Origin of the sequence: Pseudovibrio denitrificans JCM 12308 (genome assembly GCF_001310815.1) — a bacterium.
Taxonomy (GTDB): domain Bacteria; phylum Pseudomonadota; class Alphaproteobacteria; order Rhizobiales; family Stappiaceae; genus Pseudovibrio; species Pseudovibrio denitrificans.
Genome location: NZ_BAZK01000002.1, coordinates 162110 through 185385, shown reverse-complemented (window position 1 = coordinate 185385; position 23276 = coordinate 162110). Strand labels below are relative to the sequence as shown.

25 protein-coding genes and 1 pseudogene are annotated in these 23276 nt (G+C 52.7%); 12 read left to right on the top strand and 14 right to left on the bottom strand.

Annotation, left to right across the window (positions count from 1 at the left end; genetic code table 11):
- From fliR to flgB, 5 genes and pseudogenes are all read right to left on the bottom strand, one after another.
- A complete protein-coding gene (gene fliR, locus JCM12308_RS02500) occupies window positions 1-774 on the bottom strand; it encodes a flagellar biosynthetic protein FliR (RefSeq protein ID WP_008547388.1) in 774 nt (257 codons plus the stop codon).
- Between the two features lie 43 nt (window positions 775-817).
- The gene (fliQ, locus tag JCM12308_RS02495) at window positions 818-1084 is read right to left on the bottom strand and encodes a flagellar biosynthesis protein FliQ (protein ID WP_008547725.1); all 267 of its coding nucleotides are present in this window, start codon (window positions 1082-1084) and stop codon (window positions 818-820) included.
- A gap of 56 nt (window positions 1085-1140) precedes the next feature.
- Window positions 1141-1448 (bottom strand): annotated as a pseudogene (fliE, locus tag JCM12308_RS02490) (flagellar hook-basal body complex protein FliE).
- Between the two features lie 35 nt (window positions 1449-1483).
- The gene (gene flgC / locus JCM12308_RS02485; RefSeq protein WP_037036190.1) at window positions 1484-1909 is read right to left on the bottom strand and encodes a flagellar basal body rod protein FlgC; all 426 of its coding nucleotides are present in this window, start codon (window positions 1907-1909) and stop codon (window positions 1484-1486) included.
- Between the two features lie 42 nt (window positions 1910-1951).
- Complete coding sequence (gene flgB, locus JCM12308_RS02480; protein ID WP_075701806.1) at window positions 1952-2356, bottom strand: flagellar basal body rod protein FlgB; 405 nt, start codon at window positions 2354-2356, stop codon at window positions 1952-1954.
- Between the two features lie 445 nt (window positions 2357-2801).
- Between flgB and JCM12308_RS02475 the strand changes: the two genes are divergently transcribed.
- Both JCM12308_RS02475 and fliP read left to right on the top strand, forming a co-directional pair.
- A complete protein-coding gene (locus JCM12308_RS02475; protein WP_054782756.1) occupies window positions 2802-4220 on the top strand; it encodes a flagellar biosynthetic protein FliO in 1419 nt (472 codons plus the stop codon).
- A gap of 13 nt (window positions 4221-4233) precedes the next feature.
- Window positions 4234-4992, top strand: coding sequence for a flagellar type III secretion system pore protein FliP (gene fliP, locus JCM12308_RS02470; RefSeq protein WP_014286459.1), 759 nt, complete (start codon window positions 4234-4236; stop codon window positions 4990-4992).
- A 538-nt stretch (window positions 4993-5530) separates the two neighbouring features.
- Here fliP and JCM12308_RS28845 read toward each other — a convergent pair.
- The 6 genes from JCM12308_RS28845 to JCM12308_RS02445 all read right to left on the bottom strand — a co-directional run bounded on the left by JCM12308_RS28845 (window position 5531) and on the right by JCM12308_RS02445 (window position 12639).
- Complete coding sequence (locus JCM12308_RS28845; RefSeq protein ID WP_208978199.1) at window positions 5531-7102, bottom strand: tetratricopeptide repeat protein; 1572 nt, start codon at window positions 7100-7102, stop codon at window positions 5531-5533.
- Window positions 7054-9420 carry a hypothetical protein gene (locus JCM12308_RS28840; protein ID WP_208978198.1) on the bottom strand — a complete coding sequence of 789 codons (2367 nt, stop codon included), beginning with the start codon at window positions 9418-9420 and terminating at the stop codon, window positions 7054-7056. Before JCM12308_RS28840 ends, JCM12308_RS28845 begins: the two co-directional genes overlap by 49 nt.
- A 207-nt stretch (window positions 9421-9627) precedes the next feature.
- Window positions 9628-10326: a MotE family protein gene (locus tag JCM12308_RS02460; protein WP_054782755.1), complete on the bottom strand. Its 699-nt coding sequence runs from the start codon at window positions 10324-10326 to the stop codon at window positions 9628-9630.
- Complete coding sequence (locus tag JCM12308_RS02455) at window positions 10323-10898, bottom strand: DUF6468 domain-containing protein (protein ID WP_008548127.1); 576 nt, start codon at window positions 10896-10898, stop codon at window positions 10323-10325. The genes JCM12308_RS02460 and JCM12308_RS02455 overlap by 4 nt, the downstream gene beginning before the upstream one ends.
- Before the next feature lie 2 nt (window positions 10899-10900).
- Window positions 10901-12130: a flagellar motor switch protein FliM gene (gene fliM / locus JCM12308_RS02450; RefSeq protein WP_008547509.1), complete on the bottom strand. Its 1230-nt coding sequence runs from the start codon at window positions 12128-12130 to the stop codon at window positions 10901-10903.
- A gap of 11 nt (window positions 12131-12141) precedes the next feature.
- Window positions 12142-12639, bottom strand: a complete 498-nt coding sequence (locus JCM12308_RS02445) for a flagellar basal body-associated FliL family protein (RefSeq protein WP_008547501.1) — start codon at window positions 12637-12639, stop codon at window positions 12142-12144.
- A 278-nt stretch (window positions 12640-12917) separates the two neighbouring features.
- Here JCM12308_RS02445 and flgF point away from each other — a divergent pair, with 278 nt between their 5' ends.
- From flgF to flgH, 4 genes are read left to right on the top strand one after another with little or no spacing between them, the layout of a single operon-like run.
- Window positions 12918-13658 (top strand): flagellar basal-body rod protein FlgF, encoded by a 741-nt coding sequence (gene flgF, locus JCM12308_RS02440; protein WP_054782754.1) that lies wholly within the window; start codon window positions 12918-12920, stop codon window positions 13656-13658.
- Window positions 13659-13669: 11 nt separating this feature from the next.
- The gene (flgG, locus tag JCM12308_RS02435) at window positions 13670-14452 is read left to right on the top strand and encodes a flagellar basal-body rod protein FlgG (RefSeq protein WP_008547920.1); all 783 of its coding nucleotides are present in this window, start codon (window positions 13670-13672) and stop codon (window positions 14450-14452) included.
- A gap of 12 nt (window positions 14453-14464) precedes the next feature.
- On the top strand, window positions 14465-15433 hold the full coding sequence (gene flgA, locus JCM12308_RS02430) for a flagellar basal body P-ring formation chaperone FlgA (protein WP_054782753.1): 969 nt from the start codon (window positions 14465-14467) through the stop codon (window positions 15431-15433).
- Complete coding sequence (flgH, locus tag JCM12308_RS02425; protein ID WP_054782752.1) at window positions 15433-16194, top strand: flagellar basal body L-ring protein FlgH; 762 nt, start codon at window positions 15433-15435, stop codon at window positions 16192-16194. The genes flgA and flgH overlap by 1 nt, the downstream gene beginning before the upstream one ends.
- Window positions 16195-16436: 242 nt before the next feature.
- On the opposite strand, the gene dksA is transcribed toward flgH, so the two are convergent.
- Both dksA and JCM12308_RS02415 read right to left on the bottom strand, forming a co-directional pair.
- Window positions 16437-16853 (bottom strand): RNA polymerase-binding protein DksA, encoded by a 417-nt coding sequence (dksA, locus tag JCM12308_RS02420; RefSeq protein WP_008548072.1) that lies wholly within the window; start codon window positions 16851-16853, stop codon window positions 16437-16439.
- Between the two features lie 158 nt (window positions 16854-17011).
- The gene (locus JCM12308_RS02415) at window positions 17012-17449 is read right to left on the bottom strand and encodes a flagellar assembly protein FliX (protein WP_051125942.1); all 438 of its coding nucleotides are present in this window, start codon (window positions 17447-17449) and stop codon (window positions 17012-17014) included.
- 250 nt (window positions 17450-17699) lie between these two features.
- Here JCM12308_RS02415 and JCM12308_RS02410 point away from each other — a divergent pair, with 250 nt between their 5' ends.
- From JCM12308_RS02410 to JCM12308_RS02395, 4 genes are all read left to right on the top strand, one after another.
- Window positions 17700-18818: a flagellar basal body P-ring protein FlgI gene (locus tag JCM12308_RS02410; protein WP_054782751.1), complete on the top strand. Its 1119-nt coding sequence runs from the start codon at window positions 17700-17702 to the stop codon at window positions 18816-18818.
- The gene (locus JCM12308_RS02405; protein ID WP_054782750.1) at window positions 18818-19147 is read left to right on the top strand and encodes a rod-binding protein; all 330 of its coding nucleotides are present in this window, start codon (window positions 18818-18820) and stop codon (window positions 19145-19147) included. Before JCM12308_RS02410 ends, JCM12308_RS02405 begins: the two co-directional genes overlap by 1 nt.
- Window positions 19144-19644 carry a hypothetical protein gene (locus JCM12308_RS02400; RefSeq protein ID WP_014286466.1) on the top strand — a complete coding sequence of 167 codons (501 nt, stop codon included), beginning with the start codon at window positions 19144-19146 and terminating at the stop codon, window positions 19642-19644. The genes JCM12308_RS02405 and JCM12308_RS02400 overlap by 4 nt, the downstream gene beginning before the upstream one ends.
- A gap of 192 nt (window positions 19645-19836) precedes the next feature.
- The gene (locus tag JCM12308_RS02395; protein WP_208978197.1) at window positions 19837-20265 is read left to right on the top strand and encodes a hypothetical protein; all 429 of its coding nucleotides are present in this window, start codon (window positions 19837-19839) and stop codon (window positions 20263-20265) included.
- Between the two features lie 235 nt (window positions 20266-20500).
- On the opposite strand, the gene JCM12308_RS02390 is transcribed toward JCM12308_RS02395, so the two are convergent.
- Window positions 20501-22045, bottom strand: a complete 1545-nt coding sequence (locus JCM12308_RS02390; protein ID WP_054782749.1) for a flagellin N-terminal helical domain-containing protein — start codon at window positions 22043-22045, stop codon at window positions 20501-20503.
- A 446-nt stretch (window positions 22046-22491) separates the two neighbouring features.
- Here JCM12308_RS02390 and JCM12308_RS02385 point away from each other — a divergent pair, with 446 nt between their 5' ends.
- Both JCM12308_RS02385 and JCM12308_RS02380 read left to right on the top strand, forming a co-directional pair.
- Complete coding sequence (locus JCM12308_RS02385; protein ID WP_054782748.1) at window positions 22492-22947, top strand: flagellar biosynthesis repressor FlbT; 456 nt, start codon at window positions 22492-22494, stop codon at window positions 22945-22947.
- A complete protein-coding gene (locus JCM12308_RS02380) occupies window positions 22868-23254 on the top strand; it encodes a flagellar biosynthesis regulator FlaF (protein ID WP_083416685.1) in 387 nt (128 codons plus the stop codon). Before JCM12308_RS02385 ends, JCM12308_RS02380 begins: the two co-directional genes overlap by 80 nt.
- Window positions 23255-23276: the final 22 nt, after the last annotated feature.

The window sequence follows — 23276 nt, the reverse complement described above, 5'->3', positions numbered from 1 at the left end:
CTAATTCAAAAGGAACGGCTGAAGTGCTTCGCGGAACTCTGACAGATAGTAACCCATCAGAGTGGAAAGCAGCAGCAGGAAGATGCCAAAGCCAATCATGATGTTGACCGGCATGGCGATGAAGAAGATCTGCATCTGAGGCATCAGCTTATTCAGCAAGCCCAGACTGAAGTAAAACACGATCCCGACCACAATAAACGGCGCGCCCAGGCGCACAGCCACGGAGAACATGTGCGTCACCGTCTCAACCGCCAACGTGGAAAGATCGCCAACCGGCAGCGGATTGCCGGGAGGAAACAGCACGAAACTGTCCTGCATGGCCGCAATCATCACGTAGTGCAGGTTCGTCACGAACACCATGCAAATGCCAAGCACGTTGAGGAAGTTACCCATCAACGCCCCCTGCTGGCCAGAGTTCGTCGCATCCCCGCCCATCGCAAATGCAAGGCCGGATTGGTTCGCCATGATCGTTCCAGCCACTGAGAGTGCGTAGGAAATCAGCTTCATGGACAAGCCAATGAAGAACCCAACCATCAGCTCACCACCCAGCAACGCCAGAAGCTTGGGCAAGCTGCTCATCACATCATCAGGATAGAGATTGGAGTTGATCGGCAGGAACACATAAGTCAGCAGCAGTGCGATGGTCAAACGAACGCGAACGGGAATGAAGGTTTCACCAAATGCTGGCACGAGCATGATCATCGTACCAATACGCGCAAACATCAGCAGAAAGCTAACGACGATCACCGGTAAAAAATCCAGATTGATCGTCACAGAATTGCCCCCAGAATGCGCGTCGCCTTGCGCTGTATCTCGCTCAATATCCGGAGATAATCAACCCGGCAATGCGGTTTGTAAAAGAATTCATCAACTCCCCCATGAAGGGAAGCGTCACAAGCAACGCAATAAAGATGCTCAGGATCTTGGGAACAAACACCAGCGTCTGTTCCTGAATTTGTGTCAGTGCCTGAAACAGCGCCACAATCACACCAACCAGAAGCCCGATAAGCATAACGGGGGCCGACACCAGAATAAGTGTCCATATGCCTTCGCTGGCAATATCCAGCACTTCTGCTCCGGTCATTGTGTTCTAACCACCATTTCCCTTAGTTCACTGACACCTCACATAAAGCGAACCAATCAGATTGGCATCCGCATAATTTCTTCATACGCAGAAATAACGCGGTCACGAACAGAAACAACGGTTTCCAGAGCCAGCTCGGTCTCTGCAACAGCGGTCACAACATCAACACATTGGCCTTGCCCTGCAGCAAATCGAGAGACTGCACATCAGCAATCTGGCCACTCTCATTGATCTCGCTGATCGCAGACTGCACCATATTGCCAAAGGCGCCGCTCTTATCACCAGACTCACTGGCAGCTTCAAGCGGGTTGCTCAGCTTTGCTGTGTTCGCATATGCACTGGCAGCAATAGAAGCATTAGACATGATTGTATCTCCTTCCGGTATCAGCCAACCGGTCATCAACCTCTAAGAATGTCGAGTGTTTTCTGCATCATGGAGCGGGAAGACTTCACCACGTTCAGGTTTGCCTCATAAGAACGTGTGGCTTCCTGCATGTCCGCCATCTCAACCAGCGTGTTCACATTCGGCATCTTCACATAGCCTTTGTCGTTCGCTGCCGGATGGTCTGGCTCATAACGCAGCTTGAACTCGCTCTTGTCCTCACGAACCCGGCCAAGCTTCACCAGTTCAGCCTCAACCTTGGCGTCAAAGCTGCTGGAAAACGTAGGAACCTTACGGCGATACGGATCCTCACCTGGTGTCTGACCAGTGGAATCAGCATTCGCAATGTTTTCTGCGATCACACGCATACGTCCCGTCTGAGCTTTCAGACCGGATGCCGCAATAAACATCGACTTAATAAAATCCATGGGCCCCTCCCACATTTGCTCCGATGCCGCTCACACCACAGCAACTGCTCTCAATCATCACTTCAGCGCGCTCTTCAACATGCCAAGGCTGCGAGAATAAAGGCTCGTCGCAGTCTGGTAGTCGATCTGGTTCTGAGCGATCTTCATCATCTGCTCTTCAAGAACCACGCTGTTGCCATCTGGTGTTCTCTCAAAGCTGGACGCCTTGGAAACTTTCGTCCCAACGCCCGCGCTGATACCCCCGCTGGTAATATGCCCGGCACTGGTCACCACAGGGCGCAACGCCCCGGTTCCCTGCTCTGCATCCACCATGTCGGAGAAGCTCAGTTCCTTAAGGTCTTTACTGCGGTATCCCGGCGTGTCCGCATTTGCGACGTTTTCCGCAAGCACACCCTGACGTTGTTGGTGCCATTGCATTTTCTGGCGCAACGCCTGAAACATCGGGAGATCAGTTAAGGCCATCTGACAGCACAACCTATGAGAACAGATTTGTTAAATTAAACTAGGAAGAAAGTGCCTAGGCAATGGTTAACAAAAGGTTAATATTAAGGTTCCATTAAGAATTACACACCGAAGAAACCTTAAAAAGCAGGGGAATAGCCAAAATCACGCTCCGGCGAGTCACCGGACAGAATCAACACCTTCAGAACCTATTAAGAATTGCGGCAGCGGGAGTGGAAAATTTTGCCCAGCTAGCAAAATTCACCTAGCCAAGAGGCCCATTTCGCGATTTTCGCGCAAAAACTCGGGTAACGCCACAAACTTCACCCTTCTAAACTGTTCATTCTACATAAACTATAGGTTACAAATGCGCGCATGAGTTAATGCGGGGATTCGTACCCCAGTTCCGGGCTGTTTGCTCATGCAGATGGTCCGCTGAATGTTGAATACGAGTTGAGGAACATTCATGCCTGACTGGCTGGCCCAAACCACCGGTATGTCTCAGGGAAGCGCGCAGCTTCTTGCTGTCGTACTGGCCATGCTGATTATCGCGGTTCTCATCGCGGTTTGCATTCCGCTTTTGAAACGCTTTGCCCGAACCAGCTACAAAGGTTCGCGAAGTCGCCAGCCTCGTCTGGCCATCATGGATGCAACCGACATTGATGCGCGGCGCAGACTTCTCCTCGTGCGCAGAGATAATGTCGAGCACCTCATCATGATTGGTGGTGCCAATGATGTTGTGGTCGAACAGGGCATCATCCGCGGCATGCCGGTTTCTACGCCGCCGCGTGGACAGATGTACGCAGGCAACGGCCAGACCGGCGCAGCACCAGCATCTGTTGAGCAGGCTCAGGGAACGGGCGAGCAAACTGCACGCCTGAACTGGGGGGAAGAGGCAGCTCCAGCTCCAGCGCCAACCCCGGCTCCTGCTCCGGCAGAACCAAAACCAGCACCAACGGTTGCAGCTCCTCAGCGCGAGAAGGTTGTCGCAGCACCACAGACCGCACCACTACGCGCTGCAAAGCCGATGGCTGCAGCTCCTGCTCCAGCGGCTACAGCAAACAAACCAACAGCGCTTCAAACGCCTACCATTGGCGGCGCGCGCGGTGTTCAGAAGGTAGCAGCCCGTCCGATCTCCGCACGTCCGGCACCTGCTCGTAATGTTGGCTTCAACCAGCCAAAGCCTGCGCCAAAAGCAGCGGAGCCTCAGGCACCTGCCGTAGAAAAGCCAGCACCGAAGGCCGCTGAACCAAAGGCACCCGTTGCTGAAAAACCTGCTGCAAAAGCTGAAGAGCCAAAGGTTGAGACAGCGCCATCCAACAAGCCAATTCCAAAAGCTGCAATGCGGCCACCAATGAATGGCCCGGCAGCAAAGGCAGCCAGCGCCTTCATGCGTCCACGTGTCAACGAGGCTCCAGCCAAAGCACAGGACGAAAAGAAGGAAGAGCCGAAGCCGGAAGCAGCTCCAGCAGATAAGCCTGCTGCAACTCCGGAAAAGCAGGCCGCTGAGAAACCAGCAGCAACGCCAGAAAAGGCAGCTGAGGCAAAACCTGCCGAACAGCCAAAAGAGCCTGCAGCCAAGGCGGAAGCAGAAGCAGCGCCAGTAGCAGAGCAAAAGCCTGCGAAGACTGAAGACCAGAAGCCGGCACCTGCAAAGACAGAAGAAAAGCCAGCAGAAAAGTCTGAAGCGAAGAAGCCTGCAAAAGCGGAAAAAGCTAAAGAGCCTGCCAAGCAGCCAAAACAGGAAGAGAAGCCAAAAGCCTCAAAGCCAGCTGCGAAGAAAACAGACAAAACACCACCTAAAGAAGACCCGCAAGAAGCCATGGATGGCATCGCAAAGGAAATGGCAGACCTGCTAGATGACATTGAGGCCAACACTAAATAATTTTGCGGGATTGGTGAAAGCAAAGTTGGGCGGAAGCAAAGGGCAAATTGGCCTTTTGGTTTTCGCTCTCTTGCTTTTCTGGTTTGGTCCTGCCGCCGCACAAAGCATCTCAATTGACTTCGGCGGTGGAGAAGGCGATTCCGTAACAGAGCGCGCCGTTCAGCTGGTCATGTTGTTAACGGTGCTTTCTCTTGCACCAAGCATCCTGATCATGGTGACAAGCTTCACACGTATCGTTGTGGTGCTCTCCCTACTACGCTCAGCCATCGGCTTGCAGACTGCCCCGCCAAACGCAGTCATGCTATCCCTTGCCTTGTTCCTGACAGCATTCGTCATGATGCCTGCCTTTGAAACCGCATGGGATCTCGGCGCAAAGCCCATGATTGAAGGAACCATTGAGCCGCAGGAAGCGTTTGAGCGCGCCTCCGAGCCGTTCCATCAGTTCATGCGTCAGCAGGTGCGTGAATCTGATCTGCTGCTCTTTCAGGAACTCGCCAAGGCACCGACACCAGAAACACCTGAAGACTTGAGCCTGCGCGTTCTGGTACCTGCCTTCATGATCAGCGAACTACGCCGCGCCTTCGAGATCGGCTTCCTGCTGTATCTCCCGTTCCTGATCATCGACCTCGTGATCGCATCCGTTCTCATGTCCATGGGTATGATGATGCTGCCACCCATCGTGATCTCCCTGCCCTTCAAGCTCATCTTCTTTGTGCTTGTCGACGGCTGGCAACTGATCGCGGGCAGTCTGGTCCGAAGTTTCGGCGGTTAGCGCCGCTCTAATCACAGAAAGTACGTCAGGGCTTGGCAGCATTTCACTAAGCTCTGGCGACACCCTCACAAAACTTATCCCCCTTCCCAAAATCCGTCCTATCCTAACTCTCGTGCCCACGCATTCGGGCAGGAGTGGACCGTCCATTCCGTGGCGTGGGCGGGGTTGGGCTACCGGCGTGAGGTAACGCATCGTGTCGGGAGGTCCGGTGAAGCGCCATACCCTATTGAGACCACAGTGGTAGTAGGGAGCTTGGGGTCGTTCCGGAGGGCGTCCGGTGGTGACAGGAAACTGTCAAAGGTACGGAAGCGCATCTGTGATGCGCAAACGTGCCTGTCGCGTCTGTCCGAGAGGGAGCCCGCGTGTTCATGATAAAAGGCCCGGGCGAGGCGAACAGCCAATGCCGAAGAAACATTTCTAACAAGTAGCGCAGGCAGAGCCTGTTCGCCTTGCTCCACCCGTGAGAAACGGGGTCCTCAAACACAAACACCGCAGGGCAAGCCATGCGGTGCTAAAATTGTTTCAGGAAAAGACCGGCTTAAGCCGCGCCATCACTCTTATCAGTGGGATAGAGCGAAGCCTCTTCTGTCGGAACAATCGGTGTCGCTGACAGATACTGTCGTCTGTACTCCTCAAGGAAGGACACCAGACTATCCCCGCCCCCGATTGACTTGGCCACATTGAGGAACTCAACGCCGCGGTCTTCAATCGGCCGGGTTACGACCTCAAAGGTCTCAGCCTGAGGAGACTGGCTCATCTTCTGAGAGTACTTTTGGCGCAAACGCTCAAGACCCAGACTGTCCTCTGCCAGCGTGTAGGCAATCGCAGCACGGATCACATCAACACGCTCATGATCGGCCAGCGGCACTTCATCAGACCAGCGGCTGCCATTCATCTGCTCTAGCTGCTCACCCGCCTTCTGCCAGGACCGGGCAGACCAAAGCGTGTCAGCCCGCAAACGGTCCACGTCAGACCCGGACATGTTGCGGACCAGTTCCAGCGCAAGATCAGGTCGGCCACTCTCACTCAGAGCTCGCGCCTCAACAATGTTCCGCTGACGCTGCAACGCAGCTGGCAACTGCCCCTGACGGGTCTGGGAGAGCACACGAAGCGCTTCCTCCGGCTTCCGGTTGAGCAAGTAAACAACAGCAAGATCAGCCGCAATCTGCGCACGGGCCGCACCCTTCAGGCGCTTGTCGATCTGGTGCCGCAACACGGAGGCCGCCTGATCCAGCAGATCCATATCGATCAACCGGCTGGCCAGCATCCGGGCCATCTCATCACCCTGACGACCAGCAGGCACCAGCTCACGGAAGTCATAGAACAACGCAAGCGCCTTCACAGGTTCCAAAGCCTGCGCTTTACCCTCAAGAAACAGAGTTGCAAAAACAGAACCCATTTCTTGCTGAATGTTCGAAGTGATCTCAGCGCCCGCATCAGATTGCACTGCCTGAGACATCGCCTCAAATGCCCGGCGATAATTGCCTTCCTGCGCATGCAGCTGAGCCATCAACCGCAAGGTTTTCAGCTCAGTCTCATCACCACGCCAGGAAGCAGCCAGACCTTCTAGTTCGGAGAGAGCCTCATCCGCATCAATCAAACCATCGCGATAGCGCAGCTTCACACTCAGAAACTTCGCTTCAGCCGCCTCCGGCCCATCGCTGGAGCGCACCACCAGATCATAAACGTCCAGCGCTTCCTGAGAACGACCAGAAGCATCCGCAATCCGGCCACGCAGCAAGTCATACTGGATCGCCTGCTCTTCGTTCACATCAGACGGCTCAATCTGAGAAAGGGCCCCAAGCGCCTTGCCGTAGTTGCCAAGCGCCAGATGCGTCTTCGCAGCAGCAAGGTTGAAATACACCTGCAGCATCACCGGGTAGTTCGCCATAACAGCAAGCCCACGCCCCAGATTGGCATGCGCCCCCTGCCAGTCCCCCAGCGAGGAATGCGCAAAGGTCCGCCAAACCGCAGCATCAGGACTGCTCGCCAGTTCTGGCGCAGCCAGATACTCCAGCGCCGTTCCCGGACGCGCTGCCAACATCTGCGCAGCACCCATCATCACGTTAAACGTGGCATCTTTTTCGATAAGCGGATCGTCTTCTTCCATGATCGCAAAGTGCCAATGGCTTCCTGAGCAAACCCGCTAGAGAGAAAAAAACGCGCCATATCCAGCCGCGGACCACTCAGCTCCTCAGGATCAGCCCGCGCAATAGCCTCTTCGTGAGCACGAAGGTTGCGCATGTAATCCTCAGGCTTCTGCTGGTGCAGCTGAGAAAACTCAATCAGCCCCGGCTGGGTCGGATCTTTCACATGAGCGCCAATGGTCGTCCCCTTGGAAAGACCTCGATTGGAGATCTTCAACCCATCAGGCCGGGAGATCACCAGATCCTCACCGGAAAGCTCAACATCAATGCCATCCGCACTCGGAACAACAGCAAGCCCCTGCGAGCTCCGCAAAATCTGAACCTGAGGGAACCGATGCGATTTCAAAATACCGCGAACAGGCGCAGCCCCACTGACCACATAAATGCGATCACCAACGCTCTTGTCCGTCAACACATGAAGACGCCCACTCTCGCCAAACGGCAAACGCAGAACATTGGAGCCATCGCCCTGAACGTTCCGCTCCACATCAACCGGCTCGGTCTTTGTCGAAATGGAAGGCCCCAGAGTAATCGCCCAGGCTTCATCCTGATACTCGATGGAAATCAGCGTGGTCCGCTTCAGGTCAAACCGCAGCACCTGCGCCGCATCAACTTCTTCAAGCTCAACGTTACGAGCCAGATCACTCAAAACAGCAGGAATACCGCGCCCATCAAGATGCTCCGTGCTATCAAAAACAGCCCAGACCTTGTCATTCCGGCGGAAAACAGCAGCTCCCACTTCACCCTCAAACGGGAAGACGAGACGCACAGTATCGCCAATACGGTAGGTTTCAACACCAACAACCTGACCAGCAGCATCGTTCTCTTCTTGAACGATGCTCTCTGCAGAAGCCCGGCGTGCAATCGGCAAGTCCTCGGCGACATCTGTCACCACAGGAGCCGTCGCAATCACAGGTTCACTCTGCTTTGCAACTTCATCATCAAGCGCCAGTGGAATAGATGTCTGCCCACCCGCATTGACAACCTCAGCAATCAGGTCCGTTTCCGGAATAACCTCAGCAGCAGAAGCCTCAGCAGTTTCCTGAGTAGCAGGTGCTGGAGCAGCCTCCGGCGCAGGCGCTTCAACCACAACTTCCGGCTCGGCAGCCTCTGGTGCACGCGCAGCAGCAGCACGAAGATCTTCTTCCGATGGCTTCGACTGCGGAATATCCGCTGGAGTCAGTCGGTCGACAGGCTCTCCAATCCGCTCAAGCTCAGGCTTGGCGACAGGCAATGGCATCTGCGCAAACTCAAGCCCCTCGGCCTCTTCACGAGGCTGGGGCTGCTGCACCTGCTGCGGTGCAGGCATCAAACTTCCCGGCGCATTGGCAGGCTGTTGGGCAGCCACAGGTGCCGGAGCAGAGGCGTTCTTATCACCCAACGTGTTGATCACATTGGCCGCTCCCTGAGGAACATCACCATTGCCAAACAATTCGTCACGGACTTCAGCAACACGTGGATCCAACTGCCCGATATCTTCAGGCGTCACATCCACAATCAGCTGCTTACCTTCCTGAAACGAACGCACATCAACACGCGGATCAACAATCATGTTGAAGATGAGATCATTGTCACGGGTCTTGGAAGCCACGTCCAAAACCGTTCGCGGCAAACTGGCCTTGAACTGCGAGAGATCCAGATCAGCAGCCTGATCAAACTTGACGCGAATGTTGTTTCCATTACGCTCAAACGAGCTGCCAACGTTCACATTCCAGTCAAAGATCAGACGCGTAAACGTCGGATGCTCACCGATCCGCAGCTTGACCTTGATTTCCTGATCTTCAAGTGCGTTCGCTTCTTCCAGCACCCGGATACGCTCAAGCGCCTCCGCAGCCCGGCGCGCCAGCTCGTCCACCACATCCTGCGGCAACGAAGGCGGGCGCCCTTCATAGCTGGAAGGCAGAAGATCAATAAATAGCTTCTCACCCGCTTCCATGCTGTTGATGTTCAGCGGCTGGCGCAAAGCAAAACGCAGCGCCGCACCATCAGGATCAGTTCGGGCAATGGAGATGTAATCCATCAGCGCTTCCGGCACATCATCAACATCCGCCTCAATCCCTTCAGGGAAAGAGATGCGCAGAACGCTGGTGGAAATGGAAGCTTCATAGGGAGGCAAGAGCGAGCGGTCCGGGAATGTAATCACCATCCGCGCAAAGGTGCCGGTGTCTTCAACCTCAACAACAGCCGGAGCAGGCTCAGCCCACGCACTCAAAACGCTGCTTCCCAGCGCAGTGGTGGCGAGCATCAGTGAGACAAGCCAGGCTTTGCCTTTGACCTTCACAATGCGTGCTCCATGCAAGGCACGACGCGCAGATATGGTAAAGTGGCGCGCAGAAAGGAACGCTTCTGCCTATCCCCATTGTCGCCCCCAAAGTCGCGCATGCCCGATTCTTACTCCCTAAAATTAATTAGGTATCTGTAACAATTGGCTATTAACGCAAGCTTACAGACTCCAGCATCAGGAGCGAAAAACCGCCAATTGGTTCCGTTAATTCCCCTGAATCTTCGGGAGAATTGTGGAAGTGGTCTTCACATTGCGGCTTTCACCAGCCGCCAAAGCAATAGTGAGCTGCTCAGCCATCTCCGGATCCATCTCGGAAAGCACATCCGCCATCTTACGCGGCTGCATCTGCTTGACCACTTTCAGCATGATGTCCAGATCCAGACGGTTGAAGATACGTGCAGCATTTTTTGCCTTCATGCTCTCATAGATCTTCACCAGATCCATGATCTCTTCTGCAGCCTGCTTCTCTTTGCGCTCAACTTCAGAATCGATCTTCGCTTCCAGCGCTTTCAGCTCCTGAAAACGCTTGTTCAAGCGCGCTTCAGCCGCGGCAAGAACCTGCGCACGCAACTCCAGATCTTTCTCACGCTGGTTCAGCGCATCACGGCGATTCCCAAGACTGTTCAGAACAGCAAGTTCAGACACAGAGTTGGTCGGAACACCACTGTTCTTCACACCTTCAGCATTCTGAGCAACCTGAATTTTCCTGGCACCAGAAGGATTTGGCAGCACGCTTGGATCTGGTACCGCTTCCGTCTCAGCCACAGCAGGTGCGGACTGCTGAGCATCCGCAACACGAACAGCACCGATCGGATAGGTATCACCCAGAAAGAACCCAAGCAGCTTCAAAACAAGGAGGGAGCTACCAGCAAAAACGACGATCGGAAGAAGTCTCAGTTTCATGCTACGCGGTCCTGCGCTTGCCTGCGAAAGCGCTCAAGACGCGCAGCAGATTCGTTAGCAGCCTCGCGAATATCGCGGGTCACAGAGCGTGCTGGTGCCTTTGGAGCTGGCGCACTGCGCGGTTCAACCGGTTGAGCAAATTCCTGATCCGCAATGATTCCAGCAGCAAGTCCCTCAGCTGCGGTCTCATATGTGCGCGAAGCAGGAGCAGCATGGGCAGCAGGCGCAGCCACACGCGTATCACGATCTGCCAGAGCCCGATCAGCAACGCCGCCGATACGGTCCAGAACATCCTCACCAGCACCCAACTGATCAGTCAGCTTGCGGGAAACAGCCTCTGCCTCTCCAAGGCGCGCACCAAGAGTACGGTCCGCGTTGCCAGCAGTGGACTTGAGACCCAGAATCGCGCGCTCTGCAATTTCCGTTGCTGTAATCAGCTCAGAAATCGTGGCACGCAGGGACTCTTCATCAGACCGCAGGCGGCTGAGACGTCGGTTAAGCGTCCAGCAGTAGCCGATGGTGATCACCAGAAGAACAGCAACAATGCATTCAATGATAAGACCTAGGGACATGACTAGTTTGTCTCCAGTTCGCTTTGCAGGGACTTCTCAAAAGCGGCGAGCGTCATTTTCGGCTGCTTCAGCTTCTTTGAAATTTCGATAGAAATTCGGTCATCAACATGGCCCATGAGGCCTTCTGTCAACTGCACCCCACCGCATTTCACCTGAACGGGATCACGCGGGCCGGTATCAAACAGCAATGTCTGACCAACTTCCAGATTCAACACCCGCTGGAGCGGGATAGTATTTTCGTAAAGGACGGCATCAACTTGCACTTCAGAGGAGTAAACCTCCGTTGCAAGGTGCTCTTCCCAAATAGGATCACGCCCGAACTTCTCACCCATGAACATCTGCAGAAGCAGGTCACGGATAGGTTCAAGGGTCGCATAAGGCAGAACAATCTCAACCTTGCCGCCGCGATCTTCCATGTCGATACGCAGCTCAACCATGATAGCAGCGTTTGCCGGACGGGAGATAGCAGCAAAGCGTGGGTTCGTCTCAAGACGTTCAAGCGGGAAGCTTACTGGAGAAAGCGGCCCAAAAGCCTGCTCAGCATCCAGCAAGATGATCTCGATCATCCGGCGAACCAGATTGCTCTCAATTGTCGTGTAAGGACGCCCTTCAACACGTGTTGGTGAAGACCCACGACCACCGCCGAGCAATACGTCAATGATGGAGTAAATCAGAGAGCTTTCAACGGTAACAAGACCAAACCCGTCCCATTCCTTTGCCTTGAACACACCAAGGATCGCAGGAAGTGGAATGGAGTTCAGATAATCACCAAACCGCACGTTGGTCATGGAGTCCAAAGAGACTTCAACATTATCCGACGTGAAGTTGCGCAGAGAAGTCGTTGTCAGACGCACAAGACGGTCAAAGACAATCTCAAGCATCGGCAGGCGCTCATAAGACACCATCGCCGAGTTGATAAGCGCGCGAATACCGCCTTCATCACCGGTCAGAGAACCATCCAGCGTAAAGCCCAGAAGGTTGTCGATCTCTTCCTGATTGAGGATACGGTCCGCACCACGAGACGCACTTTCAAGGTCCGGCTCGCTGTCATCGATCATGGCAGCCCATTGAGCTGCAGCCTCTTCGCCGCCCTCTACACCTTGTTCCTGAAGCGCAGCACCCCAGGCAGCAGCAAGGTCTTCGTCGCTATCACCGCTGCCACCTTCAGAAAGGGCTGCGTCCCAAGCGTCGTCCATGTTTTCGTTTTCAGGGAGGCTATCGGTATCTGACATATGCCGCTCCCCTACTGGATCAGGATCTCTTTAAAGAGAACCCCTTCGACCTTGGCTGGATAGATTGCAGAGTTGATGCGGCGCAGAAGTTGCTCCTTCAAGCGGAACAGACCAGCAGATCCCTCAAGATCAGCAGGGCGCAGCTCGCGAAGGTAGATCTGGAAAGCATCAAGAATGCGAGGAAGGTACGGCTCCACCTGAGAAACCATGCTGTCGCTCTCAACTTCAAGAGCGATGCGGACTTTCAGATAGGTTGTGCGACCCTGAGTAGAAAGGTTCACCGTCATTTCTGGCAGGTCGTAGAAAACGACAGGCTTGGTTTCAATCTGCTCCACCGTACCATCAGCTCGTTTGACGGTCGCAGTGTCACCCAGATTGATCCAGTCCATTACATATGCACCGCCCACACCAAGGGTTAACAGCAAAACGCCAGCAATCGCACCGATCACGATCTTGCGCTTGCCGGATTTACCCTCATCCTCGGTATTTTGCAGTTCTGCATCTGCCATTTTTGCGTCCCGGTGAATCGCAATCAAAGGTTTAACAATTGTTAATATAACCTAATTGGTTAACAAAGATTACCAAATGGTTAATACGTCATTACTAAGCAATTTTTGCCCACTAGGAAATTAAAGTAGGCATATTTTATCAGATACTTAACAGATATTTTGCCTCCCACTCCATCAAAACAGCAGAATTCAGCCAAAGTCTCAAACTGGCACAACTCCTGCAAGAACCTTGGCGCTGCGGGTCTGGGGAGACCTGTCGCAATGCTGGGGAGCATAAAATGGAAAACGCACAGCTGATCGGCTTGTCACGTCAAAGTGCCCTTCGTCGGAACTTGGATGTGGTGGCCAACAATCTGGCTAACATCAATACGACTGGCTACAAGGCTCAAAGGCTCATCTTTGAGGAATACCTGATGCCAACCGCACAGGCGACTGAGTTTCAGCGCCCGGACCGCCCTCTATCCTTTACGCAGGATGTGGGCACGGCAACAGTTCTGACTCAGGGCTCAATTCAACTGACCGGCAATCCGCTGGACGTTGCAATTGAAGGTGACGGCTATCTTGCTGTGACTGGAGCCGAGGGCGAGCAGTTCTATACACGCGCCGGTAGCCTTGCGATTGACCCTGAAGGCACACTCGTGACGGACGGCGGCCTGCCAGTTCTGGCTGATGGCGCTCCAATCCAAATCAATCTTGAAGATGGTGAAATCACCATCACCAAAGAAGGCGTTATCTCCACGGGTCAAGGCGAAATTGGCCGCTTGGATGTTTACACCTTCGACAACCGCCAAGAGCTCAAGCACGTTGGCGTAAACCTGTTTTCCGGCTTGAACCCGATCCCAGCAAACAACCCGACCGTCATTCAGGGAGCTCTTGAAGGCTCCAACGTGGAAGGCGTTCGCGAAATCTCCCGCATGATCGAAATCACCCGTCAATATCAAAGCGTGTCCAAGATGATGTCGCAGCGCAACGAACTCCGTCAGCGCTCCATCCGCGAACTTGGATCGGTTGAAGCTTAAGGAGCAGGACCATGAAAGCCCTACACATCGCCGCAACCGGCATGAAAGCACAGGAACTAAACGTCGAAGTCATTTCAAACAACGTGGCTAACATGCGCACCACTGGCTACAAACGCCAGCGCGCAGACTTTCAGGATCTGCTCTACGAAAACCAGCGTCGCATGGGTACCGAAACCTCTGATGCAGGTACCATCGTTCCAAACGGTGTGCAGATTGGCTCAGGTGTACGCACCGCTGCAACAACCCGCATCATGTCACCGGGCTCCGTCACCCAGACCGGCAACGAATACGATGTAACCATCCGCGGTGAAGGCTTCTTCCAGATCCAGCGCCCGGACGGAACAATCGGCTACACCCGTGACGGCTCCTTCGCCCGCTCTCAGACCGGCCAGCTGGTGACAAAAGACGGCTATCCCGTTCAGCCAGGCATCACCATTCCAGACAACGCTCGTGATGTAACCATCAACGTTCAGGGCCTCGTGCAGGCTATGGACGACAATGATCAGGTTCTGAACCTCGGCCAACTGGAAACCGCCCGTTTCACCAACCAGGCAGGCCTTGAGGCAATCGGCGACAACCTGTTCCTCGAAACACCAGCAAGCGGCCCACCACAGCTCAACAACCCGGGCACCGCTGGCTTCGGCAATATTTTGCAGCGCCACCTGGAATCATCAAACGTTGATGCTGTGACCGAACTTTCCAGCCTGATCTCCGCTCAGCGCGCCTACGAGATGAACTCCAAGATCATCAAGGCAGCCGATGAGATGTACTCCACGACAACGAACCTTCGCTAAGGAGTTGATCTGATGAGAAAGCTGGCAAGCACATTTTTCGCAGGCCTGATCGCACTGGCAGCTGGCAATGCAATCGCCGCTCCAACCCTGCGTCCAACAGTGAACGTCACCGGCCCAGTTGTGACCATCGGTGATTTTTACACCGAAGCTGGAGACTTGGCCCAAACACCAATCTTCCGCAGCCCAGATCTGGGAACTACAGGTAACGTTTCAGCGCTGATCATCGCGCAGCAGGCACAAGCAGCTGGCTTCATTCAGGCAGACACCAACGGCCTCACCACCGTAAGCGTGCACCGCCTGTCCATTCCGGTTGATGAAGTGCTGATCACAGACATTCTGCGCAATGCATTTGCTGAGCGCGCCAGCGTACAGCCGGATGAAATCGAGATCTCCTTCAGCTCACCACTTCCGGTGAACTTGCAGGCAGACGCAAACGCCATTTCACCGCTGACCATTGGCCACATCAACTGGACACCACGAACAGCACGCTTCAAAGCGATTCTGAACGTCGTACAGGAAGGCCAGAGCAAGCCGATTTCCGTTATTGGCAACGCTTCTCAAATGGTTTCCATCACAACACTCGCTCGCAATCTGGATCGCGGCGCGATCATCACTGCGAAGGATGTTCGCCAGGAACGCAAACCAGCATCTCGATATGCAGGACGTGAGTTTCTTGCTGCTGCCGATCTCATCGGCATGGAAGTGCGCCGCAACATGCGCTCCGGCTCTACAATCACCCCACGCGACGTCAGCACACCTGTTCTGGTAAAACGCGGCGCGAAGGTGACTGTGCTCTACAAAATCCCGGGCATGAACATCTCCACGCAGGGCAAAGCCAAATCAGAAGGCGGCAAAAACGACCTGATCGAGATTCTGAACCCAACCTCAAAGAAAACAATCCTTGCAGAGGTGATTGGCAAAAACATTGCCGTTGTAACCACCTCCAACACGCAAGTCGCGGCTGTACTGGGGAACCGTTGATGTCCAGAACTTCTTCAGCACACAAACTCAAGCAATACGCAGCTGTTGCGATTGGCTTCCTGGCTCTTGCGGGCTGCGAAACAGCTGACAAGCTTTCCAAGGTTGGTCAGGAACCTGCATTGACTGCAATTCAGGATCCACGCACCCAGCCGGGCTATCGCCCTGTTCAGATGCCGATGCCAGTGAAGGAAACGGAACGCTACAACGCCAACTCACTCTGGCGCACAGGCAACCGTGCATTCTTTCAGGATCAGCGCGCAAAGCGCATTGGCGATATCGTAACAGTCAACGTCACAATCTCTGACGAAGCAGCTTTCGAGAACTCCTCCAGAAGCTCCCGCAGTGATGCAAAGAACTCCGGTGCTGGTGGCGCACTGGGCGCAGCGATCAACACACTGGCCCTTCCTGCGAGCGCATCTGCTGATGCCCTCGCCTCCATCAACAGCTCTGACACGTTTCAGGGCAGCGGCTCAATCGACCGCACGGAGAGCTTGAAGACAACGGTCGCCGCTGTGGTGACACAGGTTCTGCCAAACTCAAACCTTGTCATCGAAGGCCGTCAGGAAGTCCGCGTGAACCATGAAGTTCGCGAGTTGATCGTAGCAGGCGTCATCCGCCCACAAGACATTGCATCAGACAACACAGTTGAGAGCACAAAGATCGCTGAAGCACGCATCGGCTACGGTGGCCGCGGACAGATTTCTGTCGCGCAGCAACCACGCTATGGCAGCCAGGTGCTCGACATCGTTCTTCCATTCTAAAGTTCAAAGAACCCAACGCCGCTCAATAAGCTCCCCGGCTTGAGCGGTACATAAAGCGAGCTCGGCACAATGCTCCCCAGCATGCCGGGCTCGTTTTCTTTTAAAGGCACCAGCCCCACCCCAAAAACGAAACAAGGGAAGCACAGCAGAGCCATGCTTCCCTCGTAAAGTCATACTTCAAGTAATAGTGCCTACAATATTAGGACCACAGCTTGAAAGGCGATATCCTGTCTCCCAGAGGATCAGTCATCCCGATAGATTTTCTCGCGACGCTCGTGGGCTTCCTGGGCCTCGATAGAGAGCGTAGCGATAGGTCGCGCATCCAGTCGGCGTACAGAGATTGGCTCGCCAGTCTCTTCACAATAGCCATAGGATCCGTCTTCAATGCGAGCAAGAGCAGCGTCAATTTTGGAAATCAACTTTCTCTGCCGGTCGCGCGCACGTAACTCAATCGACCGATCGGTTTCAGAAGAAGCACGGTCAGCCAGATCTGGATGATTTGTGCTCTCTTCTTGAAGCGCAGCAAGGGTCTCCTTGCTCTCTTTCAGAATATCTTCCTTCCACGCAAGCAGCTTTCTACGAAAGTACTCGCGCTGTTGGTCGTTCATGAATGGTTCATCCGGAGATGGACGATAATCAATTGCGACATCAACTGCCATCTGAAACTCCGCCTATTTATATTGGCGGCTGGAATATAACGAGAGGAACCTGAAACAACAATCTACTAAAAAGATGAAATTGTCTAAGAACACAATTATTCAGTGTATTCAGCAACTTATGCGGTTGGAAACCTTCATAACTACCGTAACTAGATAGGCTATTCTACGTAGTGACCAAGCTTTGCAAGCTCGATTCTTGCACGCAATTCAATATCTTCGACAACCTTGTCGAGGCCAGGATTGCCGCTCTTCACCTGCATGGACAAGTTACCAACAAGCCGTTCCAGACGCTCTGGTTGCACCTTACCCTGCAGCAAATCAATCCGCAGCGCATCCAATTGATCGAGCAGCTTGTTTCCATGCTGAACAGCACGGCGCTTGTCATCAACCTGCACGTCCATCTGCTGAAGCGCGAGAAGGGAATCAACACCCTGAAGTGAAGGGGTTGGGACACCAGCCTGAGACTGCGCAACAGTCGTGGTTTCTTCTTCGACAGCAAACGCACCCGCCTGCTCGCCTTCAGAACCCTTACGACGTTTTGTGCCCACTTTACTCGTGGAGTTCAAACCAGAAACTGGAGTGCTGCGTACAAGCAAAACCTTACCCTCAGAGTTTTATTATTGGACAACAAGTTAAACCCGAACGCATTTGCCGAGCTGATCACGCAAAAACTTTACCAAGCAGGCAACAATTGCCGCATTAAAATTTGCAGTGCTTTAACTTTTATCCACCCCCTACTAAAAATATCTAGTAAATTCAGCAGGTTAAAAATTAGCAAACAACGCCCGGCAACTGGCACAATTCTCGCATAATTGCGGCAAGTGTGAATTGTATAGCCGGGTACCAATGCGCTCTTTCGCAAGTTTACGTAGAATCGCCGCAACGGCATTGCTGATCCTTTTTGGCGCGACCTTACAGGCAAACGCCGCCTCCAGGATCAAGGACATTGCCGATTTTGAAGGCATCCGAGACAACCAGTTGATTGGGTACGGCCTTGTCGTCGGCCTTCAGGGCACAGGTGACTCGTTGAACGCCTCACCGTTCACTCGGCAATCTTTGCAGGCCATGTTGGAGCGTTTGGGCGTCAACACCAACGAAGCCGACCTGAACACCAAAAACACCGCTGCCGTCATGGTAACAGCCAACCTCCCTGCGTTCTCGACACAAGGTACCCGCATTGATGTCACCGTGAGCGCATTGGGGGACGCCAAGAACCTGCAGGGCGGCACACTGCTGGTAACCCCACTGATGGGCGCTGACGGTGAAGCCTACGCCATCGCACAAGGCCCACTGGCGATTGCTGGCTTTGCAGCACAGGGCGAAGCCGCTTCTGTCGTTCGCGGCGTCCCAACATCAGGCCGCATTCCAAACGGCGCACTTGTTGAACGTGAAGTTGAATTCAAACTCTCTTCACTCAGCTCCATTCGCCTTGCTCTGCGCAACCCGGACCTGACCACGTCACGCCGCATCGCAATCGCAGTCAATGAGCTGATTGGTTTGCCTACCGCCGAACCCTTGGATCCAGCGACTGTTCGCCTGACTCTGCCAAAGCAGTTCGATGGCAACATTGTTGATCTCATCACCGATATTGAACAGCTCATCGTGGAACCAGACCTGCCTGCAAAAATCGTCATCGACGAAAGCTCCGGCATCATCGTCATGGGACAGCAGGTAAAAGTCTCAACTGTCGCTGTCGCACAAGGCAACCTGACCGTAACAATCGCAGAATCGCCTGAGATCGTTCAGCCATTGCCATTTGCGCAAGGGGACACGGCAGCCGTACCGCGCTCAGATGTTCAGGTGACCGAAGACAACCGCCAGCTCGCACTGGTCAATGAGACAATCACACTTCAACAACTCGTAGATGGCCTGAACGCTCTGGGCATTGGCCCAAGAGATCTGATCTCCATCCTACAGGCAATCAAAGCCGCTGGCGCCCTCCAGGCAGAAATTGAGGTTCTCTAATGCTGCAACAAGCGCAACTCCCCTCGCCTGCTCTGGCAAGCTCAGCTGAGCTGATCAACGGCGCTAAGGCAAATGGCAACGCACCCGCAGGCAAAGACCCGCTTTGGGAAAAAGCTAAGGAATTCGAGTCTGTATTCCTCAATGAGATGCTGCAGAACATGTTCACCGGCCTGGATGAAGGCGGAACATTCGGCACTGAAGAAGGCTCAGATGCGTGGAAATCCATGCTGATCAATGAGTACGCCAACACAATGTCTCAATCTGGCGGCATTGGTATTGCAGCTTCAGTTCATTCGCAATTACTACAACTTCAAGAGACCGCAGTATGACCAATCATTACGAGGCTGAAACTGTTCAGAGTACAGTATCGTTTGAAGAAGAACCGATCCAAACCCGGCTGCAGGCTGAGGTCTTCTGCGAAAACTTTGAAACGGCGATGGACAATCTGGTCACCATCATCGAAGCAGAAACAGAACTGCTTCGAGACGGCCAGATTTCAGAGCTTCCAACAGTTGCCCCCAAGAAGCATGCCGCGATCGAGTCTTACCTCTCCGGCATTCGTGTCGCGAGCGCCAATGCAATTGCACTGGGCAATCTCGCTCCTCAGTCCATTCAACGTATGCGCGAGCGCCACGGCAATCTGAGACCAATTCTGCAGACCAACCTGCAAGTTGTCTCAACGGCACGCTCGGTCACTGACAACGTTATTGAAACCGTTGCTAAGGCTGTCGGATCACAAATGAAAACAAGAGGTTACGGCGCAAACGGCATGATGAGCGCACCGCAAAGATCCGCCCAGGGCATAGCTGTTAACCAAACCCTCTGATCCACGCTATATTAAGCGTGCATATTAACGAAATACCCTGAAGACCGCTCAAACGCTCCCTGAAAAATAAGAGTATTTGGCGGTTTTCAGTACTATTTCTCTAAATATTTAGTAAATTTCGAGCGTTAAGATTAATCTTATTTAAGAACATTCCCCATAAAGTTGTCCGAGAATGAAAACGTGGGGGACATTATGGAAATAGTCGCACAAAGACCAACACTCTTACATCAAGCACTAACAACACAGGCCGCACCTGTGAAGTCGGATACCGAACAGGTCAAAACTGAACTCGCCGGTGCACAGGCCGTCACCGCTTCCTCAGAATCCTCCGAAAACTCAACCGCCTCCGAGAAATCTTATCTCTCAGACTCTCGCTTAGGCATCATCCCGAGCAAACCAAAGGGTGAAGAGAGCCGCGTCGAACGCGGATACAATTATGATGAGGAATCCGAAGAGCTGATTTATGCGATGACACAGCAGCCAGAAGGCGAAGTTATTTATGAACTTCCCTCTAAAACGCTCGCCGCATTCAGGCCTTCCTGGACGAAGTGCTACAAGCACAGGAAAAGCGTAATCTGGGTGGCGAAGCAAAAGCTATCGAGCCAACAGCCTACGAAGTGAAGCAAGCAACTGCACAGCAAGAGCACGCCGCTTAAGCTGAACGCGTTCTACGCCCCAAAATGACTTAAACTAAGAGCCCTGCCGCCCCCGCTGCACGGCTCTTTTTTGTGTGCGATAACACAACATAAAAACGGCCCACCCGCTATGCAAACGCAAAACAACGCACACACCAACTCAAAAGAAAAACGCGCCCAAAATGAGCGCGTTCTCCCAAAATCTAAATCTGAAACGAAGCTTATCGGATAAGCTGCAGTACAGACTGACCAGCCTGAGTTGCCAGAGACAGAGTAGAAGTAGCAATCTGGTTCTGAGTGTTCAGAGCAGACAAGTTCGCACCTTCAAGGTTGCTATCTGCCAGTGTCAACTTACCAGCACCAACTTCCAGCGTATTGATTAGGTCACGAGTGAAGTCCTGACGGTTAGTCACAACGGACAAGTTGGTACCGAAGGTAGAGGCCTGAGCGCGTAGATCCAACTGAGCTTGGCGGATCTGTTCAAGAGAATCCTCGATAAGGCTATCGTCGCCCCAACCGCTACCGACACGCTGCTGTTGCGCTTGAGTGTCTTTATCTACAGTCACGCCACCACCAGAGCCGAGTTCTGCACCATTCGTGGAATTACCAGACCCCTGACGGAAGCCAATCTTAAGATCAACGTCATTAGCGTCAATTTGTAATCTATTGCCTGCCACCTGTACATCGACATCGCCGACACTTTCAAGCGCTGCTTCTAAATCACTAACCTTTACGCCATCTTCAACCTTCAAAACTTTTTCTTCGCCATTATCGGCTTTATAAGTAATGAGGTCACCGTTAGCAAAACCCTCAAGGCTGTTGAGATCAGTACTATCAGTCAGTGTTCCAGCAGTGAGTGAGGCACTACGAATTGCAGCACCGTCACTAGTACCGCCATCAAGTTCCGTTACATCAAATGCGATGTCATTGTCAGAGCTAATTTCAATTGTCCCAGACAGGCCAGCAGATGCAGAAACGCCATCAATATCATTTAAATATTGAGCCAGATCATCTACAGAGTCGCCATCGGTTCCAATTTTAAACACATAATCTTGGCCATCGACAGTAAATTCTAGGTCATCACCAGCGGCAAGCCCCTCAAGACCAGCAAGGTCAGATGACTGACTAGTCGCGCCCGTAACGGCAATGCTACCCGTAAACTTCTCAGCCCCGAGACCTAGCTCAACAATATTATGAGCAAAATCCACTTCTTCTTGAGACTTTACAGTAGCGCCAATACTGTCCAGTTTGAAAGATGCGTTATCTGAATCAAGATCAGTATAATCAACCGCAGTGATATTCAGATCTGAAGACCCATCTTCGTTGAACTTAACTTTTAGGTCGTTACCGTCACCACCGAGAAGGTTTTTACCTTTGTAGCCAGAATCTTTAGCGATATCTTCAATTTGAGTAAGCAGCTCGTTATATTCTGCAGCATACTTAGCTCGGGTATCGGTATCTTTGGTCTGCAGCGCCTGATTTGCTTTACCTTTTGCAGCATCAAGCAACTTGTCGATCCCGTTAATACCTTTATCAGCAGCTTCCAATGTAGAAACAGACTGTCCGATATCATCTTGAAGGTTGCTCAGGTCAGATGCACGAGAGTTCAAAGAAGATGCGGTGAAGAATGAATTCGGGTTATCAAGAGCAGAGTTAACTTTCTTACCAGTGGAAAGACGCTCTTGAGTATCGCTGATCAAAGAAGCAGTGCTCTGAAGTGTGTTCAGGTTCGTGCGCACCGCTGCGGTGAGTGTAATATCAGCCATTTTATAATTCCCTTCTAGGATAATGAATGACCCTTTCTGGGTCACAAACGCAGCAAATAATTACTGAGTTTTAATTGGGTACAATTACCCGTCCTGCGAGTAAAGGGGGAACGTGTTAACAAGCGCTTAATAAATCAGGGATTGTAGTGGTGATCACAGTGCACATCTTAAAAATGAAAATTTTACTCAATTAATTCAGCTAGATAACTCAGCGGGTAATTTAGATACCACGCCAATATTGTCTGTGCATATTTCTTGGGTCAGTACTTTGATAAACCTCGCAAACAACTCAATCTGTCATGTATCAAGTCGGGTTCAGGAAATTCAATTCAGAAACGCTCTAAACTTGATCAAAATTCGAAATAAATCGCTGAATAACTCGTAAGAATTAACTAGATTAACCTTTTGGTTGCTATCATAGTTAAGAGTGCTTTGAAGGAGGCTGCATGGCACTAAAAGTAGAACTGAAACCCGGAGAAAAATTGATTGTTGGTGAAACACTTATCACCAACGACAAGCAGCGTGCACGCTTTTTCATACAAGGCGACGCACCGATCCTCCGTGAGAAAGATATTCTGCTGCCTGAAGACGCTAGCACAATGGCACAACAGGTCTACCTTGCAGTCCAGGTTATGTATTTAAAGCAAGACATAACGGTTACTCAGAAAGAGTACTTCGACGTTATTGGGAAGATCTTGCAGGCCGCACCAAGCACGCGCGACCTTATCAGTGATATCAGCCAAGCAATATTGCGGGAAGAGCTCTATCGCGCCCTGAAGCTCGCGAAGAAACTGATTGAATATGAAAGGACTTTGATAAGTCATGTATCAACAAGCAACTCAGGCATATCAGCAGTCCGCGAACACCTCGGCCTCAGCGGATCCGAGGGCTCTGGAAGCTGAAGCTCTGATGAAAGCTGCAGCACGCCTTTCTGTGCTGCAACGTGAGTGGGATACAGTTTCGCGCGAAGAACGCAATGAAACACTCATATTCAATCGTACGCTTTGGACAATCTTTGTAACTGAGGCAACAGCACACCACAGCGAGTTGCCGCTTGAGCTCCAAAACAACATCGCAAATCTAGCGCTGTTTATGTTTAACAGAACTATCGAAATGATGGGTGGAGCAGAGCCTGAAGCGCTAGAGACCATGATCAGCATTAACAAGTCTCTGGCAGCTGGCCTTAGAGGGCAGAAAGCAAACATCTAAAGTAAAAAGCCTCCGTTTTCAG

Coding starts and splice junctions, on each gene's coding strand:
- fliQ (WP_008547725.1), bottom strand. CDS start 1,084: ATGACCGGAGCAGAAGTGCTGGATATTGCCAGCGAAGGCATATGGACA.
- flgC (WP_037036190.1), bottom strand. CDS start 1,909: ATGTGGGAGGGGCCCATGGATTTTATTAAGTCGATGTTTATTGCGGCA.
- flgB (WP_075701806.1), bottom strand. CDS start 2,356: ATGGCCTTAACTGATCTCCCGATGTTTCAGGCGTTGCGCCAGAAAATG.
- JCM12308_RS02475 (WP_054782756.1), top strand. CDS start 2,802: ATGCCTGACTGGCTGGCCCAAACCACCGGTATGTCTCAGGGAAGCGCG.
- JCM12308_RS28845 (WP_208978199.1), bottom strand. CDS start 7,102: ATGGAAGAAGACGATCCGCTTATCGAAAAAGATGCCACGTTTAACGTG.
- JCM12308_RS02460 (WP_054782755.1), bottom strand. CDS start 10,326: ATGAAACTGAGACTTCTTCCGATCGTCGTTTTTGCTGGTAGCTCCCTC.
- JCM12308_RS02455 (WP_008548127.1), bottom strand. CDS start 10,898: ATGTCCCTAGGTCTTATCATTGAATGCATTGTTGCTGTTCTTCTGGTG.
- fliM (WP_008547509.1), bottom strand. CDS start 12,130: ATGTCAGATACCGATAGCCTCCCTGAAAACGAAAACATGGACGACGCT.
- JCM12308_RS02445 (WP_008547501.1), bottom strand. CDS start 12,639: ATGGCAGATGCAGAACTGCAAAATACCGAGGATGAGGGTAAATCCGGC.
- flgF (WP_054782754.1), top strand. CDS start 12,918: ATGGAAAACGCACAGCTGATCGGCTTGTCACGTCAAAGTGCCCTTCGT.
- flgG (WP_008547920.1), top strand. CDS start 13,670: ATGAAAGCCCTACACATCGCCGCAACCGGCATGAAAGCACAGGAACTA.
- flgA (WP_054782753.1), top strand. CDS start 14,465: ATGAGAAAGCTGGCAAGCACATTTTTCGCAGGCCTGATCGCACTGGCA.
- flgH (WP_054782752.1), top strand. CDS start 15,433: ATGTCCAGAACTTCTTCAGCACACAAACTCAAGCAATACGCAGCTGTT.
- dksA (WP_008548072.1), bottom strand. CDS start 16,853: ATGGCAGTTGATGTCGCAATTGATTATCGTCCATCTCCGGATGAACCA.
- JCM12308_RS02410 (WP_054782751.1), top strand. CDS start 17,700: ATGCGCTCTTTCGCAAGTTTACGTAGAATCGCCGCAACGGCATTGCTG.
- JCM12308_RS02405 (WP_054782750.1), top strand. CDS start 18,818: ATGCTGCAACAAGCGCAACTCCCCTCGCCTGCTCTGGCAAGCTCAGCT.
- JCM12308_RS02400 (WP_014286466.1), top strand. CDS start 19,144: ATGACCAATCATTACGAGGCTGAAACTGTTCAGAGTACAGTATCGTTT.
- JCM12308_RS02395 (WP_208978197.1), top strand. CDS start 19,837: ATGGAAATAGTCGCACAAAGACCAACACTCTTACATCAAGCACTAACA.
- JCM12308_RS02390 (WP_054782749.1), bottom strand. CDS start 22,045: ATGGCTGATATTACACTCACCGCAGCGGTGCGCACGAACCTGAACACA.
- JCM12308_RS02385 (WP_054782748.1), top strand. CDS start 22,492: ATGGCACTAAAAGTAGAACTGAAACCCGGAGAAAAATTGATTGTTGGT.
- JCM12308_RS02380 (WP_083416685.1), top strand. CDS start 22,868: ATGTATCAACAAGCAACTCAGGCATATCAGCAGTCCGCGAACACCTCG.